This is a genomic window from Paenibacillus sp. EC2-1, from assembly GCF_049311625.1.
Taxonomy (GTDB): Bacteria; Bacillota; Bacilli; order Paenibacillales; family Paenibacillaceae; genus Paenibacillus_AQ.
Map to the genome: position 1 here is coordinate 4,406,680 of NZ_CP186006.1, position 25,523 is coordinate 4,432,202.

At 43.1% G+C, this 25,523-nt stretch carries 25 protein-coding genes and 5 tRNA genes; 6 read left to right on the forward strand and 24 right to left on the reverse strand.

Annotation, left to right across the window (positions count from 1 at the left end):
* Positions 1-7 precede the first annotated feature (7 nt).
* From ACK8P5_RS20570 to ACK8P5_RS20635, 14 genes are all read right to left on the reverse strand, one after another.
* Entirely contained in the window at positions 8-1,030 is a 1,023-nt protein-coding gene (locus tag ACK8P5_RS20570; protein ID WP_422658113.1) for a FecCD family ABC transporter permease, read from the reverse strand.
* A complete protein-coding gene (locus ACK8P5_RS20575; RefSeq protein ID WP_422658114.1) occupies positions 1,023-2,033 on the reverse strand; it encodes a FecCD family ABC transporter permease in 1,011 nt (336 codons plus the stop codon). The genes ACK8P5_RS20570 and ACK8P5_RS20575 overlap by 8 nt, the downstream gene beginning before the upstream one ends.
* A 22-nt stretch (positions 2,034-2,055) precedes the next feature.
* Positions 2,056-3,057 (reverse strand): ABC transporter substrate-binding protein, encoded by a 1,002-nt coding sequence (locus tag ACK8P5_RS20580; protein ID WP_422658115.1) that lies wholly within the window; start codon positions 3,055-3,057, stop codon positions 2,056-2,058.
* 110 nt (positions 3,058-3,167) lie between these two features.
* On the reverse strand, positions 3,168-4,811 hold the full coding sequence (locus ACK8P5_RS20585) for an AraC family transcriptional regulator (protein WP_422658116.1): 1,644 nt from the start codon (positions 4,809-4,811) through the stop codon (positions 3,168-3,170).
* Between the two features lie 184 nt (positions 4,812-4,995).
* Entirely contained in the window at positions 4,996-5,388 is a 393-nt protein-coding gene (locus ACK8P5_RS20590; protein ID WP_422658117.1) for a KGG domain-containing protein, read from the reverse strand.
* Between the two features lie 330 nt (positions 5,389-5,718).
* The gene (locus ACK8P5_RS20595; protein WP_422658118.1) at positions 5,719-6,423 is read right to left on the reverse strand and encodes a hypothetical protein; all 705 of its coding nucleotides are present in this window, start codon (positions 6,421-6,423) and stop codon (positions 5,719-5,721) included.
* A gap of 910 nt (positions 6,424-7,333) precedes the next feature.
* On the reverse strand, positions 7,334-8,104 hold the full coding sequence (locus tag ACK8P5_RS20600; protein WP_422658119.1) for a prolipoprotein diacylglyceryl transferase: 771 nt from the start codon (positions 8,102-8,104) through the stop codon (positions 7,334-7,336).
* Between the two features lie 431 nt (positions 8,105-8,535).
* Complete coding sequence (locus tag ACK8P5_RS20605; protein ID WP_422658120.1) at positions 8,536-8,907, reverse strand: 4'-phosphopantetheinyl transferase family protein; 372 nt, start codon at positions 8,905-8,907, stop codon at positions 8,536-8,538.
* Positions 8,908-9,526: 619 nt separating this feature from the next.
* Positions 9,527-9,609 (reverse strand) — tRNA-Leu (locus tag ACK8P5_RS20610).
* Between the two features lie 29 nt (positions 9,610-9,638).
* Positions 9,639-9,714: transfer RNA gene (locus ACK8P5_RS20615), tRNA-Lys, on the reverse strand.
* 151 nt (positions 9,715-9,865) lie between these two features.
* Positions 9,866-9,940, reverse strand: a tRNA-Glu gene (locus tag ACK8P5_RS20620).
* Between the two features lie 370 nt (positions 9,941-10,310).
* Positions 10,311-10,399 (reverse strand) — tRNA-Ser (locus ACK8P5_RS20625).
* 12 nt (positions 10,400-10,411) lie between these two features.
* Positions 10,412-10,487, reverse strand: a tRNA-Asn gene (locus ACK8P5_RS20630).
* 34 nt (positions 10,488-10,521) lie between these two features.
* Complete coding sequence (locus ACK8P5_RS20635) at positions 10,522-10,992, reverse strand: SprT family protein (protein WP_422661530.1); 471 nt, start codon at positions 10,990-10,992, stop codon at positions 10,522-10,524.
* A gap of 186 nt (positions 10,993-11,178) precedes the next feature.
* Here ACK8P5_RS20635 and ACK8P5_RS20640 point away from each other — a divergent pair, with 186 nt between their 5' ends.
* On the forward strand, positions 11,179-11,529 hold the full coding sequence (locus ACK8P5_RS20640) for a hydrolase/acyltransferase (RefSeq protein ID WP_422658121.1): 351 nt from the start codon (positions 11,179-11,181) through the stop codon (positions 11,527-11,529).
* Positions 11,530-11,608: 79 nt separating this feature from the next.
* The gene (gene cmpA, locus ACK8P5_RS20645; protein WP_208918012.1) at positions 11,609-11,737 is read left to right on the forward strand and encodes a cortex morphogenetic protein CmpA; all 129 of its coding nucleotides are present in this window, start codon (positions 11,609-11,611) and stop codon (positions 11,735-11,737) included.
* A 63-nt stretch (positions 11,738-11,800) separates the two neighbouring features.
* On the opposite strand, the gene ACK8P5_RS20650 is transcribed toward cmpA, so the two are convergent.
* Positions 11,801-14,011 carry a Tex family protein gene (locus tag ACK8P5_RS20650; protein ID WP_422658122.1) on the reverse strand — a complete coding sequence of 737 codons (2,211 nt, stop codon included), beginning with the start codon at positions 14,009-14,011 and terminating at the stop codon, positions 11,801-11,803.
* Positions 14,012-14,222: 211 nt separating this feature from the next.
* Here ACK8P5_RS20650 and ACK8P5_RS20655 point away from each other — a divergent pair, with 211 nt between their 5' ends.
* Positions 14,223-14,351, forward strand: coding sequence for a hypothetical protein (locus ACK8P5_RS20655; RefSeq protein ID WP_422658123.1), 129 nt, complete (start codon positions 14,223-14,225; stop codon positions 14,349-14,351).
* A gap of 95 nt (positions 14,352-14,446) precedes the next feature.
* Here the strand turns inward: ACK8P5_RS20655 and ACK8P5_RS20660 are convergent, their stop codons facing one another.
* The 8 genes from ACK8P5_RS20660 to ACK8P5_RS20695 all read right to left on the reverse strand — a co-directional run bounded on the left by ACK8P5_RS20660 (position 14,447) and on the right by ACK8P5_RS20695 (position 21,397).
* Positions 14,447-14,797, reverse strand: a complete 351-nt coding sequence (locus tag ACK8P5_RS20660; RefSeq protein ID WP_422658124.1) for a type II toxin-antitoxin system PemK/MazF family toxin — start codon at positions 14,795-14,797, stop codon at positions 14,447-14,449.
* Positions 14,798-14,800: 3 nt separating this feature from the next.
* Entirely contained in the window at positions 14,801-15,082 is a 282-nt protein-coding gene (locus tag ACK8P5_RS20665) for a CopG family ribbon-helix-helix protein (RefSeq protein ID WP_046681343.1), read from the reverse strand.
* Between the two features lie 233 nt (positions 15,083-15,315).
* Entirely contained in the window at positions 15,316-16,494 is a 1,179-nt protein-coding gene (gene alr, locus ACK8P5_RS20670) for an alanine racemase (protein WP_422658125.1), read from the reverse strand.
* Positions 16,495-16,818: 324 nt separating this feature from the next.
* A complete protein-coding gene (locus ACK8P5_RS20675) occupies positions 16,819-17,922 on the reverse strand; it encodes a LolA family protein (protein ID WP_422658126.1) in 1,104 nt (367 codons plus the stop codon).
* A 164-nt stretch (positions 17,923-18,086) separates the two neighbouring features.
* On the reverse strand, positions 18,087-19,376 hold the full coding sequence (locus ACK8P5_RS20680; RefSeq protein WP_422658127.1) for an MFS transporter: 1,290 nt from the start codon (positions 19,374-19,376) through the stop codon (positions 18,087-18,089).
* 24 nt (positions 19,377-19,400) lie between these two features.
* Positions 19,401-19,895: a helix-turn-helix domain-containing protein gene (locus ACK8P5_RS20685; RefSeq protein WP_422658128.1), complete on the reverse strand. Its 495-nt coding sequence runs from the start codon at positions 19,893-19,895 to the stop codon at positions 19,401-19,403.
* A gap of 210 nt (positions 19,896-20,105) precedes the next feature.
* Positions 20,106-20,666, reverse strand: coding sequence for a GNAT family N-acetyltransferase (locus tag ACK8P5_RS20690; protein WP_422658129.1), 561 nt, complete (start codon positions 20,664-20,666; stop codon positions 20,106-20,108).
* A gap of 164 nt (positions 20,667-20,830) precedes the next feature.
* Complete coding sequence (locus tag ACK8P5_RS20695; protein WP_422658130.1) at positions 20,831-21,397, reverse strand: GbsR/MarR family transcriptional regulator; 567 nt, start codon at positions 21,395-21,397, stop codon at positions 20,831-20,833.
* A 370-nt stretch (positions 21,398-21,767) separates the two neighbouring features.
* Between ACK8P5_RS20695 and ACK8P5_RS20700 the strand changes: the two genes are divergently transcribed.
* Genes ACK8P5_RS20700 through ACK8P5_RS20710 form a run of 3 tightly spaced genes read left to right on the forward strand, consistent with a single transcriptional unit; the run spans position 21,768 to position 24,700 of the window.
* Positions 21,768-22,970, forward strand: a complete 1,203-nt coding sequence (locus tag ACK8P5_RS20700; RefSeq protein WP_422658131.1) for a quaternary amine ABC transporter ATP-binding protein — start codon at positions 21,768-21,770, stop codon at positions 22,968-22,970.
* Positions 22,963-23,796 carry an ABC transporter permease gene (locus ACK8P5_RS20705; protein WP_422658132.1) on the forward strand — a complete coding sequence of 278 codons (834 nt, stop codon included), beginning with the start codon at positions 22,963-22,965 and terminating at the stop codon, positions 23,794-23,796. Before ACK8P5_RS20700 ends, ACK8P5_RS20705 begins: the two co-directional genes overlap by 8 nt.
* A 1-nt stretch (position 23,797) precedes the next feature.
* The gene (locus ACK8P5_RS20710) at positions 23,798-24,700 is read left to right on the forward strand and encodes a glycine betaine ABC transporter substrate-binding protein (RefSeq protein ID WP_422658133.1); all 903 of its coding nucleotides are present in this window, start codon (positions 23,798-23,800) and stop codon (positions 24,698-24,700) included.
* Positions 24,701-24,782: 82 nt separating this feature from the next.
* Here the strand turns inward: ACK8P5_RS20710 and ACK8P5_RS20715 are convergent, their stop codons facing one another.
* Positions 24,783-25,511, reverse strand: coding sequence for a DUF6081 family protein (locus ACK8P5_RS20715; protein WP_422658134.1), 729 nt, complete (start codon positions 25,509-25,511; stop codon positions 24,783-24,785).
* Between the last annotated feature and the right edge of the window lie 12 nt (positions 25,512-25,523).

Genomic DNA, 25,523 nt, shown 5'->3' on the forward strand with positions numbered 1-25,523 from the left:
CCAGCCTCTATTTTCTCGATCGAATCAAAAGATACACAAAATAAGGCACACCAATTATAGATACCACAATACCAACCGCTAGCTCAGCGGGTGCAAATATCGTTTTGCCAATGAAATCAGCGATCATGACAATAGCCATCCCTGCAATACCACTCACCGGAATGATGTGTTTGTGCCGAATTCCCACCAACTGTCTAGCCATATGAGGGGCAATCAGTCCCACAAATCCAATGCTACCGGATACAGCCACGCTCGCACTCACGAGGCCAATACTGCATAGTAAAAATACATTTTTCTCCCGTTCAACTGACACGCCTACCCCTTTCACACTCTCTTCACTCAATTGAAATAGATCCAGAACGTGAGCACGCAGCCAGATGATTATGGGAAGAATCAGAATCCATGGCAGCATCGTGATGACAAACTTCCAATTCGCACTATGAAGGCTTCCAGCGAGCCAAGCGGCTGCCATCTCATAGTCAGATGGATTCATTTTGAGAGAGATAAACATGGTGAACGCACCAAATCCCGAAGCAACGGCAATCCCAACAAGGATTAACCGTTGAGGATCTAGACTCCCCCTCTGCCTAGCAAACGAGTAAATGAATGCGGTAGCCAATAATCCACCTACCAAACCGAACATAGGCATCATCATCACTGCAAGCCAGCCCGTCAAAGTCATATTTCCTTGGAACAGGAACATGAAAAGAACAACAGCCAAGCCAGCGCCTGCATTAATGCCTAATATCCCTGGGTCCGCAAGGCCATTCCTGGTAACTCCTTGGATTACAGCACCTGCAATACCTAGAGAAAATCCTACTAAAGCTCCAAGCACGATGCGAGGTAGGCGAAAATCAAACACTACAAGGTCGTATTCTTTCTGCGGGTCAATTCGAAGTAATGTTTTGAACACATCTGCTACTGAAATATCAAAGCTTCCATTCGTCAGACTGAGATAAAATGCAACAGCTATGATGGCGGTCCCAGCAATTAGAACGGTGAAAAGACGTGCAGATGATGATCTATGCATGACGTTCTCCTCCTCTCGTCTTGATCAGATAGAGAAAGAAAGGAACACCAATTAACGCGGTAACCACACCTACAGGTGTTTCAAACGGATAATTGATAAACCTAGACAAAATATCGCATAAAGCTAGAAATACTCCACCTAACGCCCCGGACACAGGCACAATCCAGCGGTAATCGGAAGACCTAGATATAAATCTAGCGATATGAGGAATGATCAAGCCTACAAAGGCAACCTTTCCTGCTAATGCCACAGAAATTCCCGTTAGAATAACGACAGCAAGCATCGTCAGTGCTTTAATAATCCAGCTACGCAAGCCAAGTCCTGTCGCAATTTCTTCCCCAAGCGAGAGGATAGATATCGATTTAGATACTCCTAAGGCTAGCATCAGACCCACAATAGCAAATGGAATACTCAGTTTAATCAGCTCGGGGTCCATTTGATGCAGTCTTGCGTTATACCAAAAGCTAATACTCTGAGAAACCTGAAAATAGGCAGCTATTGCCTCAGCCGTCCCACTTAGAAAGGTTCCGATAATCGTACCCAGTATGGCTAGTCGAACCGGAGAGAGTCCATGGGGAATGATCCAAGCTAGCCCAAATACAATGGCCGCACCAACGGCAGAGCCGATTAATGAGCTAAATATGTACCAATTCGAGTCAGCAGTAGGAATAAACACCATAAACAAAGTGACAGCAAAAACAGAACCGTCAGAGACACCCATAATGGCTGGAGACGCCAAATAATTTCTTGTCATTCCTTGCATCAGAGCACCGGAAATCGCAAGAAAGGCGCCGATGAGCATCGCTCCGACGACTCTAGGTAATCTCGATGTCATGATGATCTGATGGTCCACGCTATCTGGATCAAATGCGAATATGGAATCCCAAATGACATCAACCGTAATATTTTTAGCTCCATACAATATAGAAGCAATCATGAGCAAAATAACCGCTACCGGGGTTATCGCAAAGATAACCACCGGCAGGGAATTTTTGAAATACATATTCAACACGCCTTATTCTGATCTATTGGTTAAGAAGATTTATCGCTTGCTTCAAGAACTCGATCTTACTGTAAGCTGTCCCACCTTGAGCCAGAGGATCAACGACATTAACAAATGCATGGTCGTTCTTGAAAGCAGAGATGTTCTTCATAATTGGATCGTTCTGCAGCTCCTCAAGCGCATTTGGCGTATCTCTATTCTCATCTGGTGAGAACTGGATGAACACATAATCCGGATTCATCTCTGCAAACTTCTCTTTGGAGACTAATTCCTGTGCCTTAGCCGCTTTCACTTCGGCAGGAACTGCAATACCTAGATCTTCATACAATACCGGGTTAAAGAACACAGCCTCTGGATAAATATAAAGTTCACCTTCGCGAATTCTTAATGCAACGACGCTTTTATCCTTCAAAGAATCGCCAATTTGAGATTTAGATGCTTCCAGATCCGACTTATATTTAGTAATTTCCTGTTCGGCTTGTTCTTGCTTCCCACTCAATTCTCCAAGGAGTCTTAAGTTACTCTCCCAGTTCGTTGAGATATGTGAATATGGAATGGTTGTAGCAATTTTGCTTAGTTGTTCGATAACTTCCGGTTTGAATTTAGAGGAAGCAAGGATCACATCTGGTTTCAGTGATAGAATCGTTTCATAATTTGGCTCTAACTTCTCCCCGATGGACTGAGCACCTTTTGTAATGCTTTCGAATAACGGAGGAAATTTTCCGGAGAACGTAATAGCTCCTACGGGGTTCACTTCGAGTACGATCGAATCCTCCATCGCTTCAACTGCACCCGTGATCACGATCCGATCCGTCTTCGCAGGAAGTGTATACTCTTGATCCAAGTATGTTACTACTTTCGTATCTGCTCCAGATGCGTTATCCGCAGATGATTCATTCGTAGCTACATTACTGCTTGATTCATTATTAACAACCGGCTTAGCCTCTTCTTTCTCTCCCCCGCAAGCCGACAAAATCATGGCCATCACAACAATTAACCCTAGCGTAAACTTCATACTTTTCATTTCTTTCTAGTTCCCCTTTCCACTTCCACCTTTATAACTGATAATGATTATCATTATTAATTATCGTAATGGATCATGGCTCATTGCACCATGGACAATCCTCAGATCTATCATGGACAATTTCCGGAAAAGAATTTAGGCGTCTGTTCTACCATCTGCTCAAGCGCCATCGGTGAATATTCACGCCATGGGTAAGAGGACAACAGATGAAACTTCCCTTCTCTGACGGCAGGAATGGTCATCCAATCCGGTGAGGACTGAAGTTGTCTCCAGTATTGAAGGGTTTCAGAATCTTGTCGTACCAACAAAAGCATATAATCTGCATCGATTTTTTTTATTTCTTTCACCGTCAAAGTCACATCAGCCGAATAATTATCTAATAATGGTGGAGCAAGAAACCCTAAGTTCTCGAATAGTACTTCTCTCATTCCAAGGTTTCGATGCGAAATCAACTCGTGATGATGAAGCCGCGCAGTTAAAAGTGTTTGTGAACCTTGAGTTTTTCCTAAACTGTCTCCCCCACATCCAAGGGATTTAAGCTTTGTACGAAAAGCCGCAATCCACTGCTCCGCCTCTTCATGTTTATCAAGCAAGTGTGCCAACCAGCGGAGCTGGTTCTGCCATCCCTCGCAATCCGAAGGAAGCTGATACACCGGTGCAATCTGTAACAACCGCTCCCTCTCCCATGCCTCCAGACCCGGAGAACATATGATAAGCTCTGGTTGTGATAATTGAAGTCTTTCCAGATTAGCTATTTTGTTATGATTTAGCCGATATGCATCCAGATGTATCGGGATATCCGGTCCTAAGAAATTGTAGTAATAACGAGACCACTTGGGATGCAGTGGTGCAGCGTATGGAATGACATGCAGCGGAATAAGATATCCGAGCAAAGAAGAAGAGCCGTAGATAGCTATTTTGTTTTTTCGTTTCTTTATGTAAGCAGATGGAGAAAGACCAAATTCTTTTTTAAACTTGCGACTGAAATAGAACTCATCTTTATATCCAACTGTGTGCGCGACCTCTCTAACTATCCGCTGCGAACCAAGCATTAACTGCTTTGCTTTATTCATCCTAACTTGAGCCAAGTATTCCATGGCGCTTTGCCCATAGGTCTTTTTAAAAATATCCATGTAGTACTTTGGGCTTAAGTCCGCAATGCTTGCTAGCTGTTCAATCGTCAGATCATCGCTATAATGATTGTCTATATATTCTCGTGTCTGATCTAAACCTTGCTTCTTCTCACTCGGTGATTGAAGCGAGATAGAAGATAACATTTCATATAGCAACTCTTGAAACTCTATCTGAGCACGCCATCGCTTAAAGTCTTCATCACTTTGACTATGATCATATATAGATCGACAGATGAGATTAAGTCGATCCGCTGAGCTTAGCGTGAAATCATAAATATTATGAAGTACTGTAGCTACATTCACTTCCTCAAGCTGATTCCTGCTACTCATTTCAGATTCTTTATACCATCCAAAATAAATGATAACTACCGACACCGAACCAGCATTCTTTCCACTTATCCCAAAGGTTGTATTCGCCGGACAAAAGTAGACTACATCTTTGCTCATCTGAATCGTTCGATCGACTCTCTCTAGTGAAGCCTCTCCCATCATTAAAATAATTAGAGCTGGTTGTATCGTAAGCTGTTGTTCCAATATCTCATTTTCGAGCTTTAGTACTTCTATATTCCACATTTTCATGGTTAGAGAACTAAAATTATGCTGATTTTTAATGTGATTCATGCTTGGCCCTCTATCCGATATCAAACTATCCCCGCCTTTATATGAGACTGATTATCATTATCATATAATTAACATATCCAATTGAGTCTGTCCAATAAAAAAACAAAACAGCTATAGCCCGGTTTACCCCAGACTATAGCTGTTGAAATATTCTATCTTCATATATGAATACGTTTAGAGATTACTAGATTCGACGCTGGCGAGCACGAGCCTGTCCGCCTTTACGCCCAGCTTCTTCACGGCTCATCTTCCCATTATGCTCCGTGTGATTACGGGATTCGCCACCCTTTTGACCAATCTCTTGGTAAAATTCTCTTCCATGCGAATCTGAGGTTGACTCTCCGCCTTTTTGACCGATTTCTTGGTAGAACTCCTTGCCACGCGAATCCGAAGTCGATTCCCCACCCTTACGTCCGATTTCTTGATAAAAATCTGTGCCGTGAGACTCTGATGTAGATACGCCACCTTTACGGCCTATTTCCTGATAAAATTCTTTGTTATGGTTCTTGGCAGTTGCTTCTCCACCTAAACGTCCTGCTTCTTCACGGCTCATCTTCCTGTCGGTATTTCTAGCCATTTTGAATCACTCCTTATAGGTTATCGAAGTTTCTCGTCCACGTTATCCTATTAACCGCCTGACCCAAGGTGAAACAAATTGTCCTTATTTAAAAATAAACAAAAAAAAGCCCCTGCAATTTGCAGGATCTTTTTAATATGCGCGGTAGAGAGGACTCGAACCTCCACGGGTATACACCCACTCCCCCCTCAATGTAGTGGATGGTAATTGATCTGTTTGGATTATTATTGATGCCCATTCATATTTACTTGTTGTTTGTTGAGGCCGGTTATAATGGATTGGTGACAGCTCCCTTTGCTGCCCTCAAATTCTTATACAACTTACTTTCATTCATCTCTCTCCATCTCGTCTAATGTTTCTGAGAAGACAGAGTGCTACCCATATGCATCCAACAGTAAGCAATAACCCATGAGCTATACGTAATGGTTGTGTAGTGACAAATTGAGGCAGATACAACAATAATCCAACTGCAAGTGGAACTCCGCTCCATTTAGGATATATTTGCGATTTCCAAATCGCAGTAGCTAGCATAATCGTACCCACGGCGAGCAATAGTAGTCCGATGATAATGATGATAAAACCAGTACCCAATCGAATCTGATTAGCCAATTCTAACAATTCCACTTTCTGCTGCTTTAGTGTCTCTTGCCCGATGACTTGCAACCCAAAAATCTCTGCGCCATAAAATGCTAGAGTAAGCCCAGTTCCTAACCAACTTAGGAAAAGTCCATAAAAAGCTGTTCGCTCGGCGGATGTATTTTGAAGAGAAACATATACACCATATAGGCCAAATGTGAGCAAAATAAAGGCGAATATCGCTATAAGATGAGCGACGATCCATTCAACGGAAGCGAATGCCTTTGCTCCCTGCAGCGTAACTTCATCTGAAAATGGACGCAGTGCAGGGTAAACTGCAAAAGAAATACCAGCAACCGCTAAAAGTATGGCGAAGAATCGACTACGGTATGAAGATATACTCTGGGGCAATTGATATTGCTGACGGATACTTTTGTGAAGTATGGGTCTGGTCTTCATAGTACGATAAACATCCTTTCAATTTCAAAATTTAAAGTTTGGATTTGGGGCCAATCCATTACTAACAAGTGATTTTACCGAGCCATTGGAGATGCGGATGCCTTGTTGAAAATCGTTTAAAAATTCATGCAGTGCTTTTATTTCCGTCTCACCTCCACTTACCTTCCCGAGTGTTGAGGAAAACGCACTAATTCCAACGTCTTGTTTTTTTAGGAGGAGAGTTCGTAACAGGAACACTTGTAAAGGGAGTATCTTTGGACAGTGGAGGTCAACCCAAAATTTTAAGCCTCAAGCGCATGAAGTACAATCTCTTTATTAAACTCCATCAAAGACAGTACAAATTTCCCGAATCCTCCGCTTAAGAACATGCCTATTGCAGTTCAAAAGTTCTAAACTGTTAATCTAGAAAATGTAAGACGATTTTTGGGAACCAAAATACTTATCAAGAATAACGGCTTTGTCTTTCTTCAAGTTCAATTCCATAACCTTTTCCTTTCGAATTTTAATGATTTTTGAATTGCCATCTCGGAAGTGTAAAACGAACAGATTTCTAAACCATAAGTTAGTAAGAGTTCAAGTCAGAAATAAAGTGAGGTATGATTTTTCACGATTCGGGCCTGAATCAAAAGTAGATATTTGATGTTTATCGTATGAAGGAAGTAGAACTACGAAGATGTTGTCGAAAATTCAAGGTGTTTCTAATAATCCAATCTATCAATTGGTTAATTGTCTATATTATGTTAAATTTATATTATTAGTTAAATAATGTATACATAAAATTTATTGTATATTTTTTATATGATGGTAAATCTTTTTTCCATCAGGTTGAATGCTATTGTGCAAACAAACAAGCCCCCTGTCCACTGAGGACAAGAGGCTTGTCGGTTTAAATAAATCTAAATGATATATCCTATACTTTTTTGCCGGTCAAACGGTTCTGATATTGGGAAAGGAATACAACGAGACCAGTTACTAGAACAACCATAAGTGCGATGAATTGCGAGGTCGAAAGAAACCCGATTTGACCACGGATTACATCCCCTCTGTAAAACTCAATGATAAACCTGCCCAGACTATAAAGAATCAAATATGTGGCCGCAACGAGTCCATTTTTTTTCGCTCTATTGGCCAATAGTATTAAAATGAGGCAGATGCCGAAACTAAGCATACTCTCCATAATCTGTGTAGGTACTAGTTTAACACCATTCGGCGCAATCTCGGAGTTGTGAAATGTAATTCCAAACCAGCCGTGTGTTTCTTCACCATAACAACAGCCTGCAAGCAGACAGCCGATTCTTCCAAAGCCTTGCGCTAGCGCAACAGAGGGTAAAAAAAGATCCAAATGCTTCAGGAAATTAATTTTTTTAATTCTGCAATACACTAAACCGGCTCCAATTCCTCCAATGATTCCGCCATAAACAACAAACCCATTCGAAAAATCCAAAAGTATGCCAGGGTTATTCATGATATCTGGGACTTGAGTCATCCAGTATAATAATTTTGCTCCAGCAAAACCACCCACCAGGCCCCACACGGTTAAAGAGAAAATATGTGGTAATTCAAACTTGCGGTTTGTTGCTCGGTAAACAACGAGCCGGTAAGCCAGCAAAACACCTAACGCGATCATTAATCCATACCCGTAAATGATTACTGGCCCGATCTTAAACAGCTCATTGTGCATATTCTTCTCCTCTTGAAAATAATTCTTTTTCGATTGTAGATTACTTATTATATGCTAGTATCTTCGAATGACCGGAAAGTTTTGTTTTAATTTTAACTGTTTAGACATTTCTCCTCAACATATCTCATTCCTACTACAGAGTGTAATGTTTTTGGATATTAATGTCAAACTAACTACACATGAAGATCCACTCGATATTGTTAGCGCTTTCGACAAATCACCTAATTACGGATATATATATTTCCCCTTCACTGGAGACGAACATAGCCCCAGTACACATGCCGATCGTCCAGCCTTTTATTCCAAAGCTCTATCCCTTCAATACACAAGTTCCACCCAATCGCATGGTAAACGAGTACAGGTTCCTGTACGATCCTCTACCATCTATCTTAAGGAAGCTTTCCTTCAGTGTCCATAAATAATAGAGCGCTTCATTTTCGGAAGAGTTCCATTTCTTTAAGCAAGGCTAAGTGCTCATCCTTAGAAAAGAAGCGTCCAGAAATTCCAAGCGGAAGCTCTCTAATTTCCTCCACGTCAATTCCGATGGAACCAAATGACGATGCTGCAACGACCCTTTCACCGGAAGAAGATATGTTAAAACTGGCAAACTGCAGCGAAACAAGGAATGGCTTCTTATAGGCATTTTTCCAAAGCACACTTCCGTGCTTCTTACACCAGTTTTCTGGAATATAAGATGGCGCGAGAGCACATCTCCCCCGCAACGTACGCTGTGCATCTTTCATGAAGCGGTTTTTCTTCACGTTCTCTAGCTTCTCCGACGACACCAATTCCAGCAGATTCAAATTCTTTCTCATAAAGATCACGGTCCATAGACAGAAAATAAAGATACACTATCATACTCTTCAGATTTTCTGTCCGCGAAACTCTGGAAATCCACCCGATGCTTCCTGAAACGCTTGCGATTCAACAATTCCGCGACATCCCTGTACAGTATCCACTCCAATAGATCGTTTGCACTGTCTCTTTCTCTACGTCGCGAATTTCGTTCCACGCTATCCCTTCACAGGATCGCTTCGGTATTTTGCTTTTATGGCATTCCTGTAAGTCCTCAAGACTTACGATTGTTCAGCCCTTCCGAAAAAAACAGGCAAGTTTGTCCGTCCCATGATGCCTAATATGTTATTTCTATTCGTCAAACCGAGGGTTTCCTCTTGCCATTGTAGATCCGGTCCTAATATTATTCCCTGCATTCTACTAGCCCTTATTTTTTCTGTCCAACTAAGTGTAGCCGATCCAATCCTGTTATTTTTATCTCTATATGCGTTTAAAGCATTATAGGATTTTATCCCCGTCAACAAATTGTCAACAATCACCTTTTGAAAAACAACTTAAACCTGCGAAAAAAAACGAACAAAGCAAAAAAACCTTGATTCATCAAGGTTTTTTCAATGATTAAGGTTATGCGGTAGAGAGGACTCGAACCTCCACGGGTATACACCCACTACCCCCTCAAGATAGCGTGTCTGCCATTCCACCACTACCGCATAATAAAAGGGAATTACTTTAAAAAAACTGGTGAGCCATGAAGGACTCGAACCTTCGACACCCTGATTAAAAGTCAGGTGCTCTACCAACTGAGCTAATGGCTCTCGATGACAATCTTGATGATGCCATATAAGAAGTAAAATGGTGACCCGTAGGGGATACTCTCTCTTCGTTCGAGACTGCGAAGTATTCCTAACGATGTCTATGCTTCGACGAACCGTGGGGTTCTCATCCCCTTGAAGCAATGAAGTACAATGGTGACCCGTAGGGGATTCGAACCCCTGTTACCTCCGTGAAAGGGAGGTGTCTTAACCCCTTGACCAACGGGCCTTATTAGTTGTCATCTCCGTGACGACAAGATTGAGTATAGCATAGATTTAAATATGTTGACAAGCTTTTTTAATAAATTTTTTCGAGGAAAAATTATACTATAAAATAAACTAAATTATCCCATTAATCTACTCGTTTATAGCCAAGAAATCACGAGTTGGTACAAGCACTCTTCTCTGTCACATGGGAGCTTCATTCGATGGATCTCCAACCGGAGAAAGAGAGATACTCTTCCTTCAGTTGAGACTGCAATATATCTCCTAACGAAGTTTAAGCATAGGCTTTCCCCAAAAAAAGTTCTTATCCCTTTACACATAAAAACAACCTGCCGGATATCCGACAGGTTGTTTGAAAACGATGTATTTCTAAACGGAGAGAGAGGGATTCGAACCCTCGCACCGCTTACGCAGTCTAACCCCTTAGCAGAGGGTCCCCTTATAGCCACTTGGGTATCTCTCCAAAAAATAAAAATGGCTCCCCGAACAGGACTCGAACCTGTGACAACTCGATTAACAGTCGAGTGCTCTACCAACTGAGCTATCAGGGAACATTATGGTATTAATTTATCATAGGCTAAGCAATTAGTCAAGCATTAGAAGACGTAAATGTCCGCTACATCGACCACAGCGATATCGAGCTGGGTCCATTTTCCGTTTTCGCTTATATTCCGTACCACATTCGACACAGCGGAGTACGTAACGGTAAGGTTCAGGCTTTCGCTTCTTCCCATCTGACTTCACAATTGCTTTACAGAAGCGACTTCCGCCAACGGCTTGAAGAAGCTTCTTAAAATCCGCATCCCTATGCTTATATCCCCTTCCAGCCAGATGCAGATGATAGTGGCAAAGCTCATGCTTAATAATTCGCTCTACCTCTTCCTTCCCATGAATCTCAAGCTGATGAGGATTAATCTCAATATTATGGCTTTTCATAAAATATCTTCCCCCCGTAGTGGAAAGTCTACGGTTAAATGTAGCACGGTGCTTGAATGGAATATGAAAACTATGGATCGATATTTCTTCCACCCAAGCCTGTAACTCTTCATTACTCATTTCATGCATAACGTACCCTCTTCTTTCTTTCCGCCTTATCTCTAATCATACCCGCAAACATATAACGGATCCTACTTGAATTTTAACTTCCCCCTAAGCTACACTGTCAAGTAAGGATGCTGCAAATGAACGGCTTTCGTCTGCAACAATCTGAAGCTGGAAAGTATGGAGGGAGAACTTACAATCATGCCGAACATGCGTTATGTGATTTTACAATTAAACGATAAGCTACAATACGTAGAAATGCCTGCGGATTACGCTTACCAGCTAAGTGCACTCAATCTTCGTCTTAATAAGGAAATCAGCAAGCTTACGGTGACAGACAAGCCAGATTTACCTCTTGCAGTAGCAGAATGTGATAACTTGGATTTGCTGCAGGAGACCGAACAGACTGTTAGTGGCCTGGATTACATAAACGAACTAGAGCGAACTTTTGCATCCTTAAACGAAGCCAACTACCCACTTATATCACTTCTGACGGAAATTCGTGCTCTTCAAGCACAACTTGAGCAGTGGTATGAAGATGAAGCGGTTTAAAATGATGTAGACCTGCACGCTTTGGGCAGATTCCCCATATGCTATCCTTACAGACGGATCGCAAGAGGAGGAGATACCCTTGCCGCAATGGCTCTGCAATCAATTGACACGTGCCTTTCGTAAGAAAGACAGACGCCAGATTAAACTGCTGAATGAGTGCTGGTTCTTTTATCGGAACTCACCGGGTGAGAGCTCGGATGCACAGTAATAAGTACACATAACAAGCCCCGATCCATTTGCGGATCGGGGCTTGTCTATCGTAATAGCTATTTTACTGATCTTTAGGCTGACGCATCGTTAAGCCAACACGGCCCTTTTTCAGATCAACATTCAGTACCCATACTGTCACATTGTCACCAACAGACACAACATCCATCGGATGCTTTACATATCCATCACTAAGCTGTGAGATATGAACAAGGCCATCACTCTTGATTCCAATGTCAACGAAAGCACCGAAGTCAATGACATTTCGAACGGTTCCCTGAAGCTCCATACCTGGCATCAAATCTTCAATCTTCAGTACATCCGTACGGAAAATGGGAAGTGGCAGCTCTTCACGAGGATCGCGTCCTGGGCGCTGAAGGCTGTCAAGAATGTCCCGCAGCGTTGGCACACCGACATCCAGCTTCACAGCCAGTGATTCCGTTGGCTGACTATCCAGCAGCTCAGACAGCTCTTTCGTGCCTACCTTATCAGAGCTCACGTCCAGCTCCTTGAATAAACGATCAACAACCGGATAAGATTCCGGGTGAATCGGTGTATTATCTAGCGTGTTATCTCCACCAGAAATTCGCATAAACCCAACACACTGTTCAAAAGTCTTCGCTCCAAGACGAGGAACTTTCTGCAATTGCTTGCGGCTAACAAACTTCCCGTTCTCCTCACGATACTTCACAATGTTCTTAGCGATTGTAGCATTTATACCTGCCACATAGGAAAGCAGCGAAGGAGAAGCTGTGTTCACGTCAACACCTACATGGTTAACCGCGGATTCCACAACTGCTTTCAGACTCTCTTCCAGATGTTTCTGCGAAACATCGTGCTGATATTGACCTACTCCAATGGATTTCGGATCAATCTTCACCAGCTCAGCCAGCGGATCTTGAACACGGCGTGCAATGGAAGCTGCACTTCGCTCTGCAACATCTAGATCAGGGAACTCTTCTTGAGCCAGCTTAGAAGCAGAATATACACTCGCTCCCGCTTCATTCACGATCAAATATGCAAGCTCTGGGTCGCCAACTTCTGAGATAACCTCTGCAACAAACTGCTCCGTCTCTCTTGAACCTGTGCCGTTCCCGATAACAATAAGCTGAATGCCATATTTCGAGATAAGCTCTTTGAATTTAACAGAAGCCTCATGCTTCTTGTTATTCGGAGGTGTAGGATACGTGACAGCCACCTCAAGTAGTTTGCCTGTATCATCAACAACGGCAAGCTTACAGCCTGTACGGTAAGCCGGGTCAACACCAAGTACGCAGCGTCCCTTCACTGGAGGCTGAAGCAGCAGGCTGCGTAAGTTACCAGCGAAAATAGAGATCGCCTGATTCTCACCCTTCTCCGTTAATTCCCCACGAACTTCCCGTTCGATGGATGGAGCAATCAGTCGTTTGTAAGCATCTTCAATTACGGCAGTTAGAATATCGGATACCGCTGAAGTGCCGTTCATAACTTGCTTACCGATATAGCCATATATCGAATCCGGCTGAACCTCAAGACCCACCTTAAGGATGTTCTCACGCTCACCGCGATTGATTGCTAGAATACGGTGAGGAGGCATTTTTTTGGCAAGCTCCCGATATTCATAATAGTTCTCATAGACTGATTCAGCCTCTTTATCTTTCGCTTCTGAGGTTAATATACCATGGTCTATACTAAATCTGCGCACCCAGGAACGAATCGTAGCATCATCGGCTATATTCTCTGCCAGAATGTCCATAGCGCCTTGAAGCGCTTCTTCCGCAGTAGCCACTCCCTTGTCCTCATCCACATAATTTGCAGCTTCTATAAGGGCATCCCCTTGCTTAGGCTGACTCCAGATCCAAGAAGCCAGAGGCTCAAGCCCCTTCTCTTTAGCAACACTTGCCCGAGTCTTACGCTTCTGCTTATATGGTCGGTACAAATCTTCCACTTCTTGAAGCTTCACAGCCTGTTCAATCAATGCTCTGAGTTCATCCGTCAACTTACCTTGTTCATCTATAATCCGAATGACTTCCCGCTTTCGAACGCCGAGATTACGTAAATAGTTGGTGCGTTCCTCAATTAGACGAAGGACGTTCTCATCCAACTCTCCAGTCATCTCTTTACGGTAACGTGCAATAAACGGTATCGTATTTCCTTCATCCAACAGCTGAGCGGTTGTACGAACCTGCTTGACTGACAACTGAAGCTCCTTGGCGATTTGCTTGACGATCCTTTCACTTTCTTCTTGGCGGATCTGTTCCTCATTCACTTCCACGACAGCTTCTAATTCAGACAATATTTATCCCTCTCTCTTCAAAAAAAACTATAACTCCATTATCCCAAATCTTTGTCCTTATTTCCAGCTTGCCCAATTCTTTGCCACGTTTAAGTAAAATTCATCTATTTTTCATCTGATTTTAAGATTTCGATATTACACTGGATATACAATTACTCATCACTTATCGGCGCATTTTAGTCAGACTAACCTGGTAATGGAGGTATTACATATGAATAACTTGAAATCCTGGGCATGGCTTACCGTTCTTATGGTTGGTTTTATCGCGATAATTGCAACTGCCTACTCCCTCATACCCGAAAGTATCCCTTTGGAGTTACAAACATTAGAAGAACGTTAACCATCAGCACATACATATACTAAATAACCCGCCGAGATATACTCTCGACGGGTTATTACAGTCTCTAGATCCCATATGTTTAAACGTTAACTCACTTAAAAATCAATCAAACCCAAACTGATCTGCAGGGAATCATCCACCTTGCTCATCGTTTCCTCGTCCAGATGGGTGATCTTATCGGTTAATCGCTGCTTATCAATCGTTCGGATCTGTTCTAGCAAAATAACGGAATCTCGATCAAATCCATGTGACGCCGCGTCAATCTCAACGTGGGTCGGAAGCTTAGCTTTCTGGATTTGAGCGGTAATAGCCGCAACAATTACTGTAGGACTGAACCGGTTGCCGATATCGTTCTGAATGACGAGGACCGGCCTTACACCGCCCTGTTCGGAACCGACAACGGGTGAAAGATCCGCAAAAAATACGTCGCCGCGTTTTACGATCACTGTCTACACCCCGCTTACTAAGCGGTCCAGAGTGCTGTCTGCATCTTCCTCCGCGTGAAACGCTTCAGATGCCATAGTCAGGTTGATCTTAGCCATTTCCATGTAACCTCTCTGCATGGATTCACGAATGTAACGCTTCTTGCGTTCATTCAGGTATAACTTCATGGCCTGCCTGATAAGCTCACTACGGTTGGAGTTTTCCAGCTGAGCGATCCCGTCCACTTCCTGCAAAAGATGATCCGGTAAACTGATCATGATTCGTTTGGTGTTCTGCATGTTGGCCACCTTCTATTACACCCCCACAACCTTCTTGCCCTGTGCACCAGTATTACGTTATTCAAGGAAATTTATACAAAAGAATATATATGCCGTAGATATATCAAGTATGCTGCATCTCATTATAAACTACATCCGGCACGTTCGTACAGACTAACTGTTATATTCTTAGTTCGTGAAAACCTGTACTTATTCCTTCTTTTCCGAATAAAATAACTACGGATGTGGAACAAAAAGCGTTATTACCAAAGGGGATTTACTCGCTTAATAGGTGTACCTTGGCGCATATATGTACGCGGTACACGATGGGCAATCATGCAGACCAACTCGTAAGGGATGGTCCCCAGCGCGGAGGCCAGCTCATCTGCCGTTATACACGAACCAGATTGCTGACCGATGAGTACAACCTCTTCACCGGCTTTAATTTGTTCCGCCTCTTCGGCGAAAGATTTTAATGATATCATACACTGATCCATACAAATATTACCAACTACTGGGACGCGTTGACCACGTACAAGCACTTCCGCTTTACGACTTAGCATACGAGAATAACCATCAGCATAACCAATCGGGAGCGTTGCAATCACTTCTTCCTCTTCGGTTACATACTTACTGCCATAACTGATGCCGTAATGGGGCGGAAGTTTCTTGACGTAAACAGTTTGCGTCTTAAGTGTCATGACCGGGCTCAAGCTGACCGATGATCGATTTACTTCATCCGATGGATACAATCCATACAATGCGATGCCTAGTCGCACCATATTATATGATAGATCGGGAGTATCGATAGCGGCTGCACTATTACCCGTATGTATTATCGGGATGGTGTAACCCAGATCCCTCAGCGCGTCAGCCACGCTTTTGAAACGTCTGTACTGTTCCAGTGTATAGCCCTTATCTTCTTCATCCGCTCTTGCAAAATGAGTGAACATGCCTTCGACTAACACCTGCGGCACCGAGAAAGCTTCTTCTATAAAGGATAGAGCATCATCACCTGGAAGTAGACCTAACCGGCCCATTCCACTATCGATTTTGATGTGTACCTTCAGTCGCTTATCTCCCACTTCTGGCAAGGCTTTGATCGCTTCGATTACTTCATGACTGAACAAGGTTACGGTAACATCATGCTGCCATGCAGTCTCGATCCCTTCTGGAGGTGTATAGCCCAGCACAAGAATTGGCATTTGTATCCCTGCCTGACGAAGCTCAAGTGCCTCATCCAAAAAGGCAACACTCAAATAATCTGCCCCCAGCTCCTCCATCTCTCGTGAAATCTCAACAGCTCCATGTCCATAAGCATTCGCCTTTACACAGGCTAGTAGCTTCATCTGTTCAGGAAGTGAATTCCGGAAGCTGTTATAGTTAGCACGTAGATGATCCAGATTGATTTCCGCTTGCGTAGGTCGATATGTCATTTGCAATTCCAGTCACCTTCTTACCATTTTGAAAAACCTTCATGCTTGAATCAATTTCATACCATCACCAAGAGATATGTAATTGATCGGTCCATAATAGATTAATGGTAATGTTCCCAAGAGCAACTGTCAATTCGATCAAAGAAGCCAGATCTTTGCAATGACCATGGTAGCCTATGCGGACAAGCAGGAATGGATTGACCCGCTTGAAATATAAGGGAAAAATAATGACCGAATGCATTAACCTTATATTTTGAAGAAAGAGGCGAATGGCCTTTATTGCAGAGAGATTTTACCCTTCTACAATAATTGGTATCCGCCTTCATCCTATTATTTACCCGATTGTCCTTGGGTGGAAGCAGCGATTTCAATCAATTCCGGAGTTGGAAGGTTTGCACTCGTAATCCGGAACTCAACCCCATCTGACATCCAAGTCAGTGTCTTTTGCTCATCGCCTGTAAGCACACCCATCGTAAAGCCTAAATCCACAGCACTTCCTGGTGCAAGAGACACTGCACGATCCTTCGGACGAGATTCCATAATGGTGTATTGGTATACCCCATCATAACGAAGAATAACTGTATGGTCCTTGCTGTCAGCTACTTCTTGCGTATCCTTAATCTTTACACCAGCTGGTGTATATTCAGGCTCAATAATGCCGAATGCTCCAAGCTGCTGGGATACCACAGGCTCTACCTCTACTCCGCTATCCCCCGTACCTTCCGTCGAAGCAACAGGCATACCATTCTCATCGATTTCTGTCATCGTATCTTTCGCTTCTGGATTCATAGCGCTAAGATTACGATTCGTATCGAATGAATCTTTTGTCAGATTTGTATCGAAAGTAAAGGAGTTGAATTTCACATCAACAACCACATTTGCCTCCGAATCCGAGACTTGAACTTGTTTTGGAGTATAGTTGTCCTTCGCAAGCCAAATCTTCTGACGAACCAATGAATGACTATGATAATTGGCTGCCACATCAAATACATAGCTGTCTTTATCCTCTGCAAACTGTCTTGTGTTATCACTTAAGATACTGCCAAGCATGGTCTGATACAGGTAAACCTGTCCTTGCTTCTCAGGCCAGTCACTCTTAAACCGGAAGCTCTTATTAAGGCTTGGTGTCAGGACAAACACACCGTCATCATTACGCAGTACAATCTGTGTAATATCCTTCTGCCCGTTCGTTAAGCTGATTCGGTAATAGGACGGAGCTTGGTACCATACTTCCACCTGATACTGCTGAGGAGTCGAACCTGTATGTATGGTCATCACTCCAGCACCTTGATAAGCACCCTTGGCACTTTCTAGTTTGTCAGCTACCTTACTCAGATCCTTGATAACTCCGTCAGCGCCCTTCTTCCCACACCCTGATAACACCAAGGTAAAGCATAGAACAGCAGCGAGCAGCACCCATGAAATCCGGCGCATGTCATCATCCCCTTCAGCATGTTTTGAATTGATTGATACATGTCTATGTGGGACTTGTTCACATTATGCAGACGGGCATGACAAGCCGGAAGTTGTCTTTAACAAAAAAAGGCATTACATCAAGGATGTAGCACCTTTTTAGTGAATTTAATTTTGTGGGTTCGTTATAGATAGCTGTTACCCGAAGTTGTAGATCTAGCGCCGCTCTGAGCTCCGAAATGACCAAACAACGATCCATCTATCTCATCCGAAGCCGGGAGACGCCGGGTGACAGGGTCAATCCTCCAGTACACGCTGACTAGAAAAATGGCAATCCCACATCCTACAATAACCCCGCTGCCGCCAATCCATAACCCAAGTGCGCCACCGATCAGACTTCCCGCAGGCGAGGCAATACCGCTTAATCCAGAAGCTGCCGCGAATACGGAGCCTAAATTCTTGGCAGGTACCCCTTTTTGAATAACGGTATTGATGATCACATTCGTGATCCCGCCTGGAACCCAAGATAATCCATATACAAGAATTGTAAGCCAAGTCCAAGGAATGAACATACATAGACACCACGCTAAACCGCAGATCATAAAAGCTCCTGAGTATAGGGTTCCCAGACGCATACGCTCTAGCTTCAAATACGGAGTGGCTACTGCTCCAAGTAAACTTCCAAGAGCTTGGGCCATTAAGAGCATTCCATAAATACTAGCTCCTCCAAGTCGGTCACTGAATGCGGGTAATACAGTGAACGTCGCTCCTCCAGCAGCATTAACCATAATGATGCCAAATAGCAGCCTGGAGAGTGGAGTAGCTACCAGCAACCTAATCCCTTCGCTCATCTCCGATAAATAACTTTTCATGAAATTCGGTTTTGTGTCTATGTGCTCTGCACGTTTCGATGGGATACGAATCTGAGTAAACAATAGAGCTCCAATAAAGAACCCTATCGCATTCCAAAAATATAATGATACGGCTCCCACCACCACGATCAGGACACCCGAAATTGCATTACAAGCAACATCAATACCTTGATAAGCTATTGAGAATAGGGAGTTGCCTTGAGTTAGCGATTTCTTATCTAATATTTTGGGAAGTGCGGACATCTGGGCTGGATACACCCACATATTGCACGTCGATAAGATGGGTGTAATCGTTAATACCAGACCCACCGTTAGAAACCCAGTATAATAGGCAATCGGAACAATGAGTAGAACAATCCCTTGAAAAAGCTGTGTGTACACCAATATATTTCTGACGGGAATTCGATCAATAAGTGGACCAGACAGAAGCTGAATAATTCTCGGTATGATAGACAAAAAACCTGCCAATCCGGTATATAAGGTAGAGCCGCCTAAATCATATACAAGCCACATTGCTGCAACCGCATAAAGACTGTCACCAATGTTAGTCAAAATACGGCCTGCAAACATAATCGAGAAGTTTTTGTTTCTGAAAATATCCATCTTCTAATCCCCTTTTTGTTCACTTTAGGAGTCAGATCTCTTCTTCGAAGATATCATCTTAAAGCCGATTGCGAATTCTTCTCCTTCTTCCTTAGAAGTGGAGGTAATGGTTACCCACTTTTCCATTAGTGATTTGAATTCTTCAGCTAATTCGTCGCGCTGGTCTGGTGTTAGATCAAGTCTGAGGCTAATTCTCGTGGCGTCTGAAGATCCATAATCATCTGACAAGACAGGATCGAGACTATACTCGTCTGAGTCAAACCACTTGGCTTTGGATTTGTAATACTTCTCCACGATTCCGCCCGTAGTTCTTGTCTCAACCAGATCAATTAAGCCCCCATCATATAGCTTCTGGATATGATAATGAGTGCTGCCCGGCGACTGTCCAAGCTCATCAGCTACTTGTTTGGACGTTTTAGCTACTTCTGAAATGGCACCGATGATCTTTACACGCTGTGCACTGCCCAATAACTTGGATTGTTCCACCGAGATCGGAATGGAATTTTGTTTCTGGTTCATACCCTCATCTCCTTGATTTACATTTAGATATACGATCTATTTATATTATTCATTCTATAAAATTTAGTCGATCTAATTTTTTAGATCGTTTATGTACATCATAATAATCCATCTTTTACCTTCTGTAAATAGTTATTTATATAAAGCACAAAAAAGCCAGCTTGATCTTAATCAAGCCAGCTTCATATTTATTCTGATCTAAGCACTCTCTCAAAGATGTTTAATCATATGAAAATATACATGCTTATTAATGATAATTTCCTTATCCACCTCATACCCAGTTCTTAGATATAGCGAATAAGCTCTTTTATTATCGGTAACAACGGCTAACGCAATTTTGTTATAACCACGTTCCTTAGCCCGCTTCTCTGCAGCCTGAATAAGTGCTGATCCTATGCCTTGTCCTTTGTATAAGGAAGAAACCGATAAGGTATCAATATAGAATTCATCTTCATCCGCTTCTTTATCAAGTGTAATTGTTGGATCATTCTTGAGCTCTCTTAACCGTTCCACAATGGGACGATCCAGCTCCTTCGCTTCATCACCACCATACGTAATAATCAGTCCTGCGGGTTTACCTTCAACCTCACACACCAATGCTTGATGGTAACTAAGACGTCCTTCCTCTTGTCCAAAATACTGCTCTAATACGGTAATCGCGTCGTCGTTGCTTTCCTGCCCTGTCAATTGATGAGCAATGTCATGCAGCGCATCATAAAGCAGACGGGCTGCTGCTTGTGCATCTTCCTTTACTGCTGGTCTGATGTTCATGGCGTTTACTTAAGTCTCCTCTATGTTGAACTATTGATTACATAATCAAGTATAGCCTCTTCGGAAGCGAGGAACAAATATGAGCGATATGCCTTCTCTAAACAACAAAAAGACACACCTAGAATCATGAATCACAGGTGTGTCTTTCTTGAAGCAGCATATGTTCATTCATCTACAGATGGTTCTTTAGGAACCAATGTGAAAATTTCTCCACTGACTAATGTATCAATCAACCGGTCCAACCATTTGTAGTACGCGACGGCTTCCTTCATCTTAGCCTGGTCTTCCTGCAGCACGGTGGTTATCAGTTCATCGTCTTCATGCTGTTTCAACAGCTTATTGGTTTCATCAAGTGCTTTTCCTAAGATGAGAATGTTGCTTTCCACCGATTTTCTCCATTTCGTATCGAAGAAATCAGCAAAAGTCTGATACCAATCATATTCCACTTCATACAGATCTTTACGGGAACCCTTTTCCCATACCTTATTCACCATCTTATAATCCAGCAAAGTTCGCACACCCGTACTCATGCTGGTCTTGCTCATCTTCATTTCCTGACCCATCTCGTCAAGGTTCATCGGCTTGTCCGCAAAAAATAACAGACCGTATAGATGCCCGGTTGACATAGAAATGCCGTATAAATCCATATTACGTCCAATATTCTCAATAACACGTTTACGAATTTTCTGCACGGCGGCCTGCCGTTCTTCATCTAACTGGTACAAGCCCATGCTTGCAGCCTCCTCTTTCTGTAACCATCCTCGCTATTTTAGCTAATCTGCCTAATTACGCGAATTGATGTTATGCTGCTTCAGGAAAAAAACCGCCTAGGTCAATCCTTTACACATTCTCTCGTCTATTGTAGGGAAAGCTATTTTAAAAGTAAAGAACCCCGCTTAGAAGTAATACGGAGCATAAGGGAGCATTAGGAAGTATAAGTTTGTACAGTTTTTACTGTACGTTCTATACGTACAGATACAACGTTTGATACAATACGTATTATATTGTTACAATGTTTCACATGGGTTTAAACAATTAACCACTTAAGCGCTCGGAGAACAATCTTTACTTTACTTCTATATATAAAAAGGAGGAATATCTTTGACCATTATGCAAGTCAACAACGTCAGCAAGCTATTCGGCCCCCATGCAGAGCAAGGACTTGAACTTCTTAAACAGGGTTGGAGCAAAGAACGTATCGCAAAAGAAAAAAATATTACTGTTGGGGTTAACCGTGCAACCTTCGATATTCGCCAAGGTGAGATTTTTGTCATCATGGGATTGTCGGGTAGTGGAAAGTCCACACTAGTGCGTTTGCTAAATCGCTTGATTGAACCAACGTCAGGAGAAATTCTGATCCACGGCAAGGATCTAAGAAAAATGAATAAAGAGCAACTTCGAAATGTGCGTCGTAAAACGATAAGCATGGTATTTCAGAAATTCGCGCTGTTTCCACACCGCACTGTTGTCGAGAATGCCGAGTACGGTCTGGAAATTCAAAAGGCTGATAAGAAAGAGCGCCGAGAAGCTGCAATAAAATCTTTGGAACTTGTTGGTCTTAAAGGCTGGGAGAACAAGATGCCGGATCAACTCAGTGGCGGGATGCAGCAGCGTGTCGGTCTGGCTCGTGCGCTTGCCAATGACCCTGAGATCCTTCTCATGGATGAAGCTTTCAGTGCCCTTGATCCACTGATTCGCCGGGATATGCAGGACGAACTTATTGAGCTTCAAGACAAAATGAAGAAGACCATCATTTTCATAACACATGATTTGGATGAAGCACTTCGAATTGGTGACCGTATCGCGCTGATGAAAGATGGCTCCATCGTTCAGATCGGTACGCCGGAAGAAATATTAACACAGCCGGCTAACGACTATGTTGAACGGTTCGTAGAGGATGTTGATTTATCCAAAGTCTTAACAGCTGCGCATGTAATGCGCCGTCCAGAGACGATTACGACGGACCGCGGCCCTCGTGTCGCTCTAGAACTTATGAGAGAGCGCGGTATATCTAACTTGTTCGTCATTGACCGAGGTAAACGTCTTCTCGGTGTCATCACGGCTGAAGATGCCAATGATGCACTTCGAAACAATCGAAAACTTGAAGACATTATTATCAAAGATGGACCACAAGTCGGACCCGATACCTTACTGAATGAATTGTTTGAAATTACAAGTTTATCGAAAGTTCCACTTGCGGTGGTAGATGATACCGGTAAATTGCTTGGTGTAATTGTCCGTGGAGCTGTTCTCGGTGCCCTCGCCGGAGAAAGCAAGCATGAGGAGGTGAAGACAAATGCCTAAGATTCCACTTGCCGATTGGATTGAATCCTTAGTTAGTTGGATGGAAGATTATTTGGCAGGCTTCTTCGATGTCATCGCGGCGGTGATTGAAGGTATAGTTGGTGCCTTTAGTGACTTGTTCCTACTGCCACACCCATTGATCTTTATCGTTATTTTAGGGATCCTCGCCTTCTTGGCAGGACGTATTCCACTAACCCTCTTCACAGTTATCGGGTTCTTGATTATCGATAACCTGGGTTATTGGACACAGACGATTGATACTCTAAGTCTGGTTCTTACTTCTGCGCTTATCTCCGTTCTGCTCGGTGTTCCAATCGGGATATGGTGTGCTTACAGTAGAACCGCTTCACGGATTATCATTCCTCTGCTTGATTTCATGCAGACAATGCCTGCATTCGTGTACCTGCTGCCTGCAGTCACATTCTTCAGTCTAGGCGTGGTACCTGGTGTTATCGCATCGGTAATCTTCGCGATTCCACCAACGATCCGTCTGACTCAGCTCGGTATTAAACAAGTATCCGAGGAACTTACGGAAGCTGCGGATGCCTTCGGTTCCACTTCTGGTCAGAAGCTGTTTAAAGTACAGCTACCACTTGCTATGCCTACTCTTATGGCAGGGGTCAACCAAACCATCATGCTCTCCCTTTCCATGGTCGTTATCGCATCCATGATCGGGGCACAGGGCATCGGAGCTGAAGTATATCGTGCTGTAACTCAGTTGCAGATTGGTAAAGGTTTTGAAGCTGGTTTAGCTGTCGTTATCTTGGCGATCGTGCTTGACCGCTTTACACAAAATATATTCAAAACGAAAAAAAGGGGTGCGTAAAATGAAGAAGACAAAATTTTGGATGATGCTTAGTCTCGCTTCTGTGCTTGTCTTGTCTGCTTGTGGAAATAGCGGAGACAAAACAAATGGTGAGGCTGCGAACAAAACGGTCGGAGAACAGGTCAACTACCAAATCATCGGTATTGATCCAGGTGCAGGGATTATGAAAGCAGCTGCAAAATCCATTGAAGACTATGGCCTGACCGATTGGAAACTCGTTGAAGGATCCGGTGCAGCCATGACCGCTACCCTTGCGAAAGCCATGAAGAAAGAAGAACCGATTATCATTACCGGCTGGACACCACACTGGATGTTTGCTAAGTATGATCTGAAATATCTGGAGGATCCTAAGAAATCATTTGGTGATGCGGAAGAAATCCATACACTGGCTCGTAAAGGCCTGAAAGAAGATCACCCAGAAGCATATCAATTCTTACAGAACTTCAAATGGACATCTGATGAAATGGGCGAAATCATGACTGCTATTCAGGAAGGTACATCTCCTACTGAAGCGGCAAAAGCTTGGGCTGAAAGCCACCCCGATCGTGTCGATGAATGGACAAAAGGTATTGCACCGGTTAGTGGTAAAGAAGTGAAACTTAGCTATGTTGCTTGGGATTCCGAAATCGCAAGTACTCACTTGGTCCAATATGTACTCGAGAACAAACTTGGCTATAAAGTAACTGCCCTCCAAGTAGAGGCTGGTCCAATGTGGACAGGCGTTGCTAATGGTGATGTTGATGCTACCGTTGCTGCTTGGCTTCCATTGACTCACGCAGACTACTGGGACAAGTACAAAGATAAAGTCGAAGACCTTGGTGCCAACATGGAAGGGGTTAAGACCGGACTCGTTGTCCCATCTTATATGAACATTAACTCCATTGAGGATTTGAAGACGAAGTAATTTGAAATTCGAATGAGCTTGCAGACAAGAAAAGCCTTCCGGCTATGCCGGAAGGCTTTTTGTATGAGAAGTTAGCAACTTGTTACTCTTTGATCGTTACCTTAACAGGTGAATATTCGGCAATTACCGTTTGACCGTGAACAGATACGCTGCCTTCCGGCGACAAATCTTTCTCTGTCATAATACCAAGGGCAATCGTGAATTGATTGAACTTGATCGGTACATTTGTTTCACGCCGTATTTCTTCACCATTCAGATAGAACACAACTTCGTCGTTAGCACGATTGTACGTAATCTTGTATGTGTTAAACTCACGCGCCTTAAAGTTAGTATCTTCTTTAAAAATGCAGAAATATCGAGTTTTGTTCGACTCTGGAACTTCAACACCTGGGAATGGAAGCACTGCATAGACACTCGCATACTTATCATTTGAAGCAAAGAAATCGAGCGCTGCACCTGTTGTGAAGTCAAGCAGGTTCAAAGACACATAACCGTCGTACAGATCGCCTGGTACCGTTCCTTGGGTCCGTGCACGGATTTGAAGTTCGAAGCTTACCTCGCCCTCCTCAGGAACCAATACATCATCTACAGAATAATACATATGCTTCGCATTATCCAAAATCTGAACTTGGTTATTCTGACGGCTAAGCGGCGCACGCACGTATAAAATCCCGTTACGAACGATGACCACTGCATTCGGCTCACGATATTCCCAGAACGAGCCATCCGGCATTGGGAATCCACCGATTTTCCAAACTTCACCTTCAGATAATATGGTATGAAAATCTCCAAAAATACGCTCTTGCTCCATGAATGGTACCTT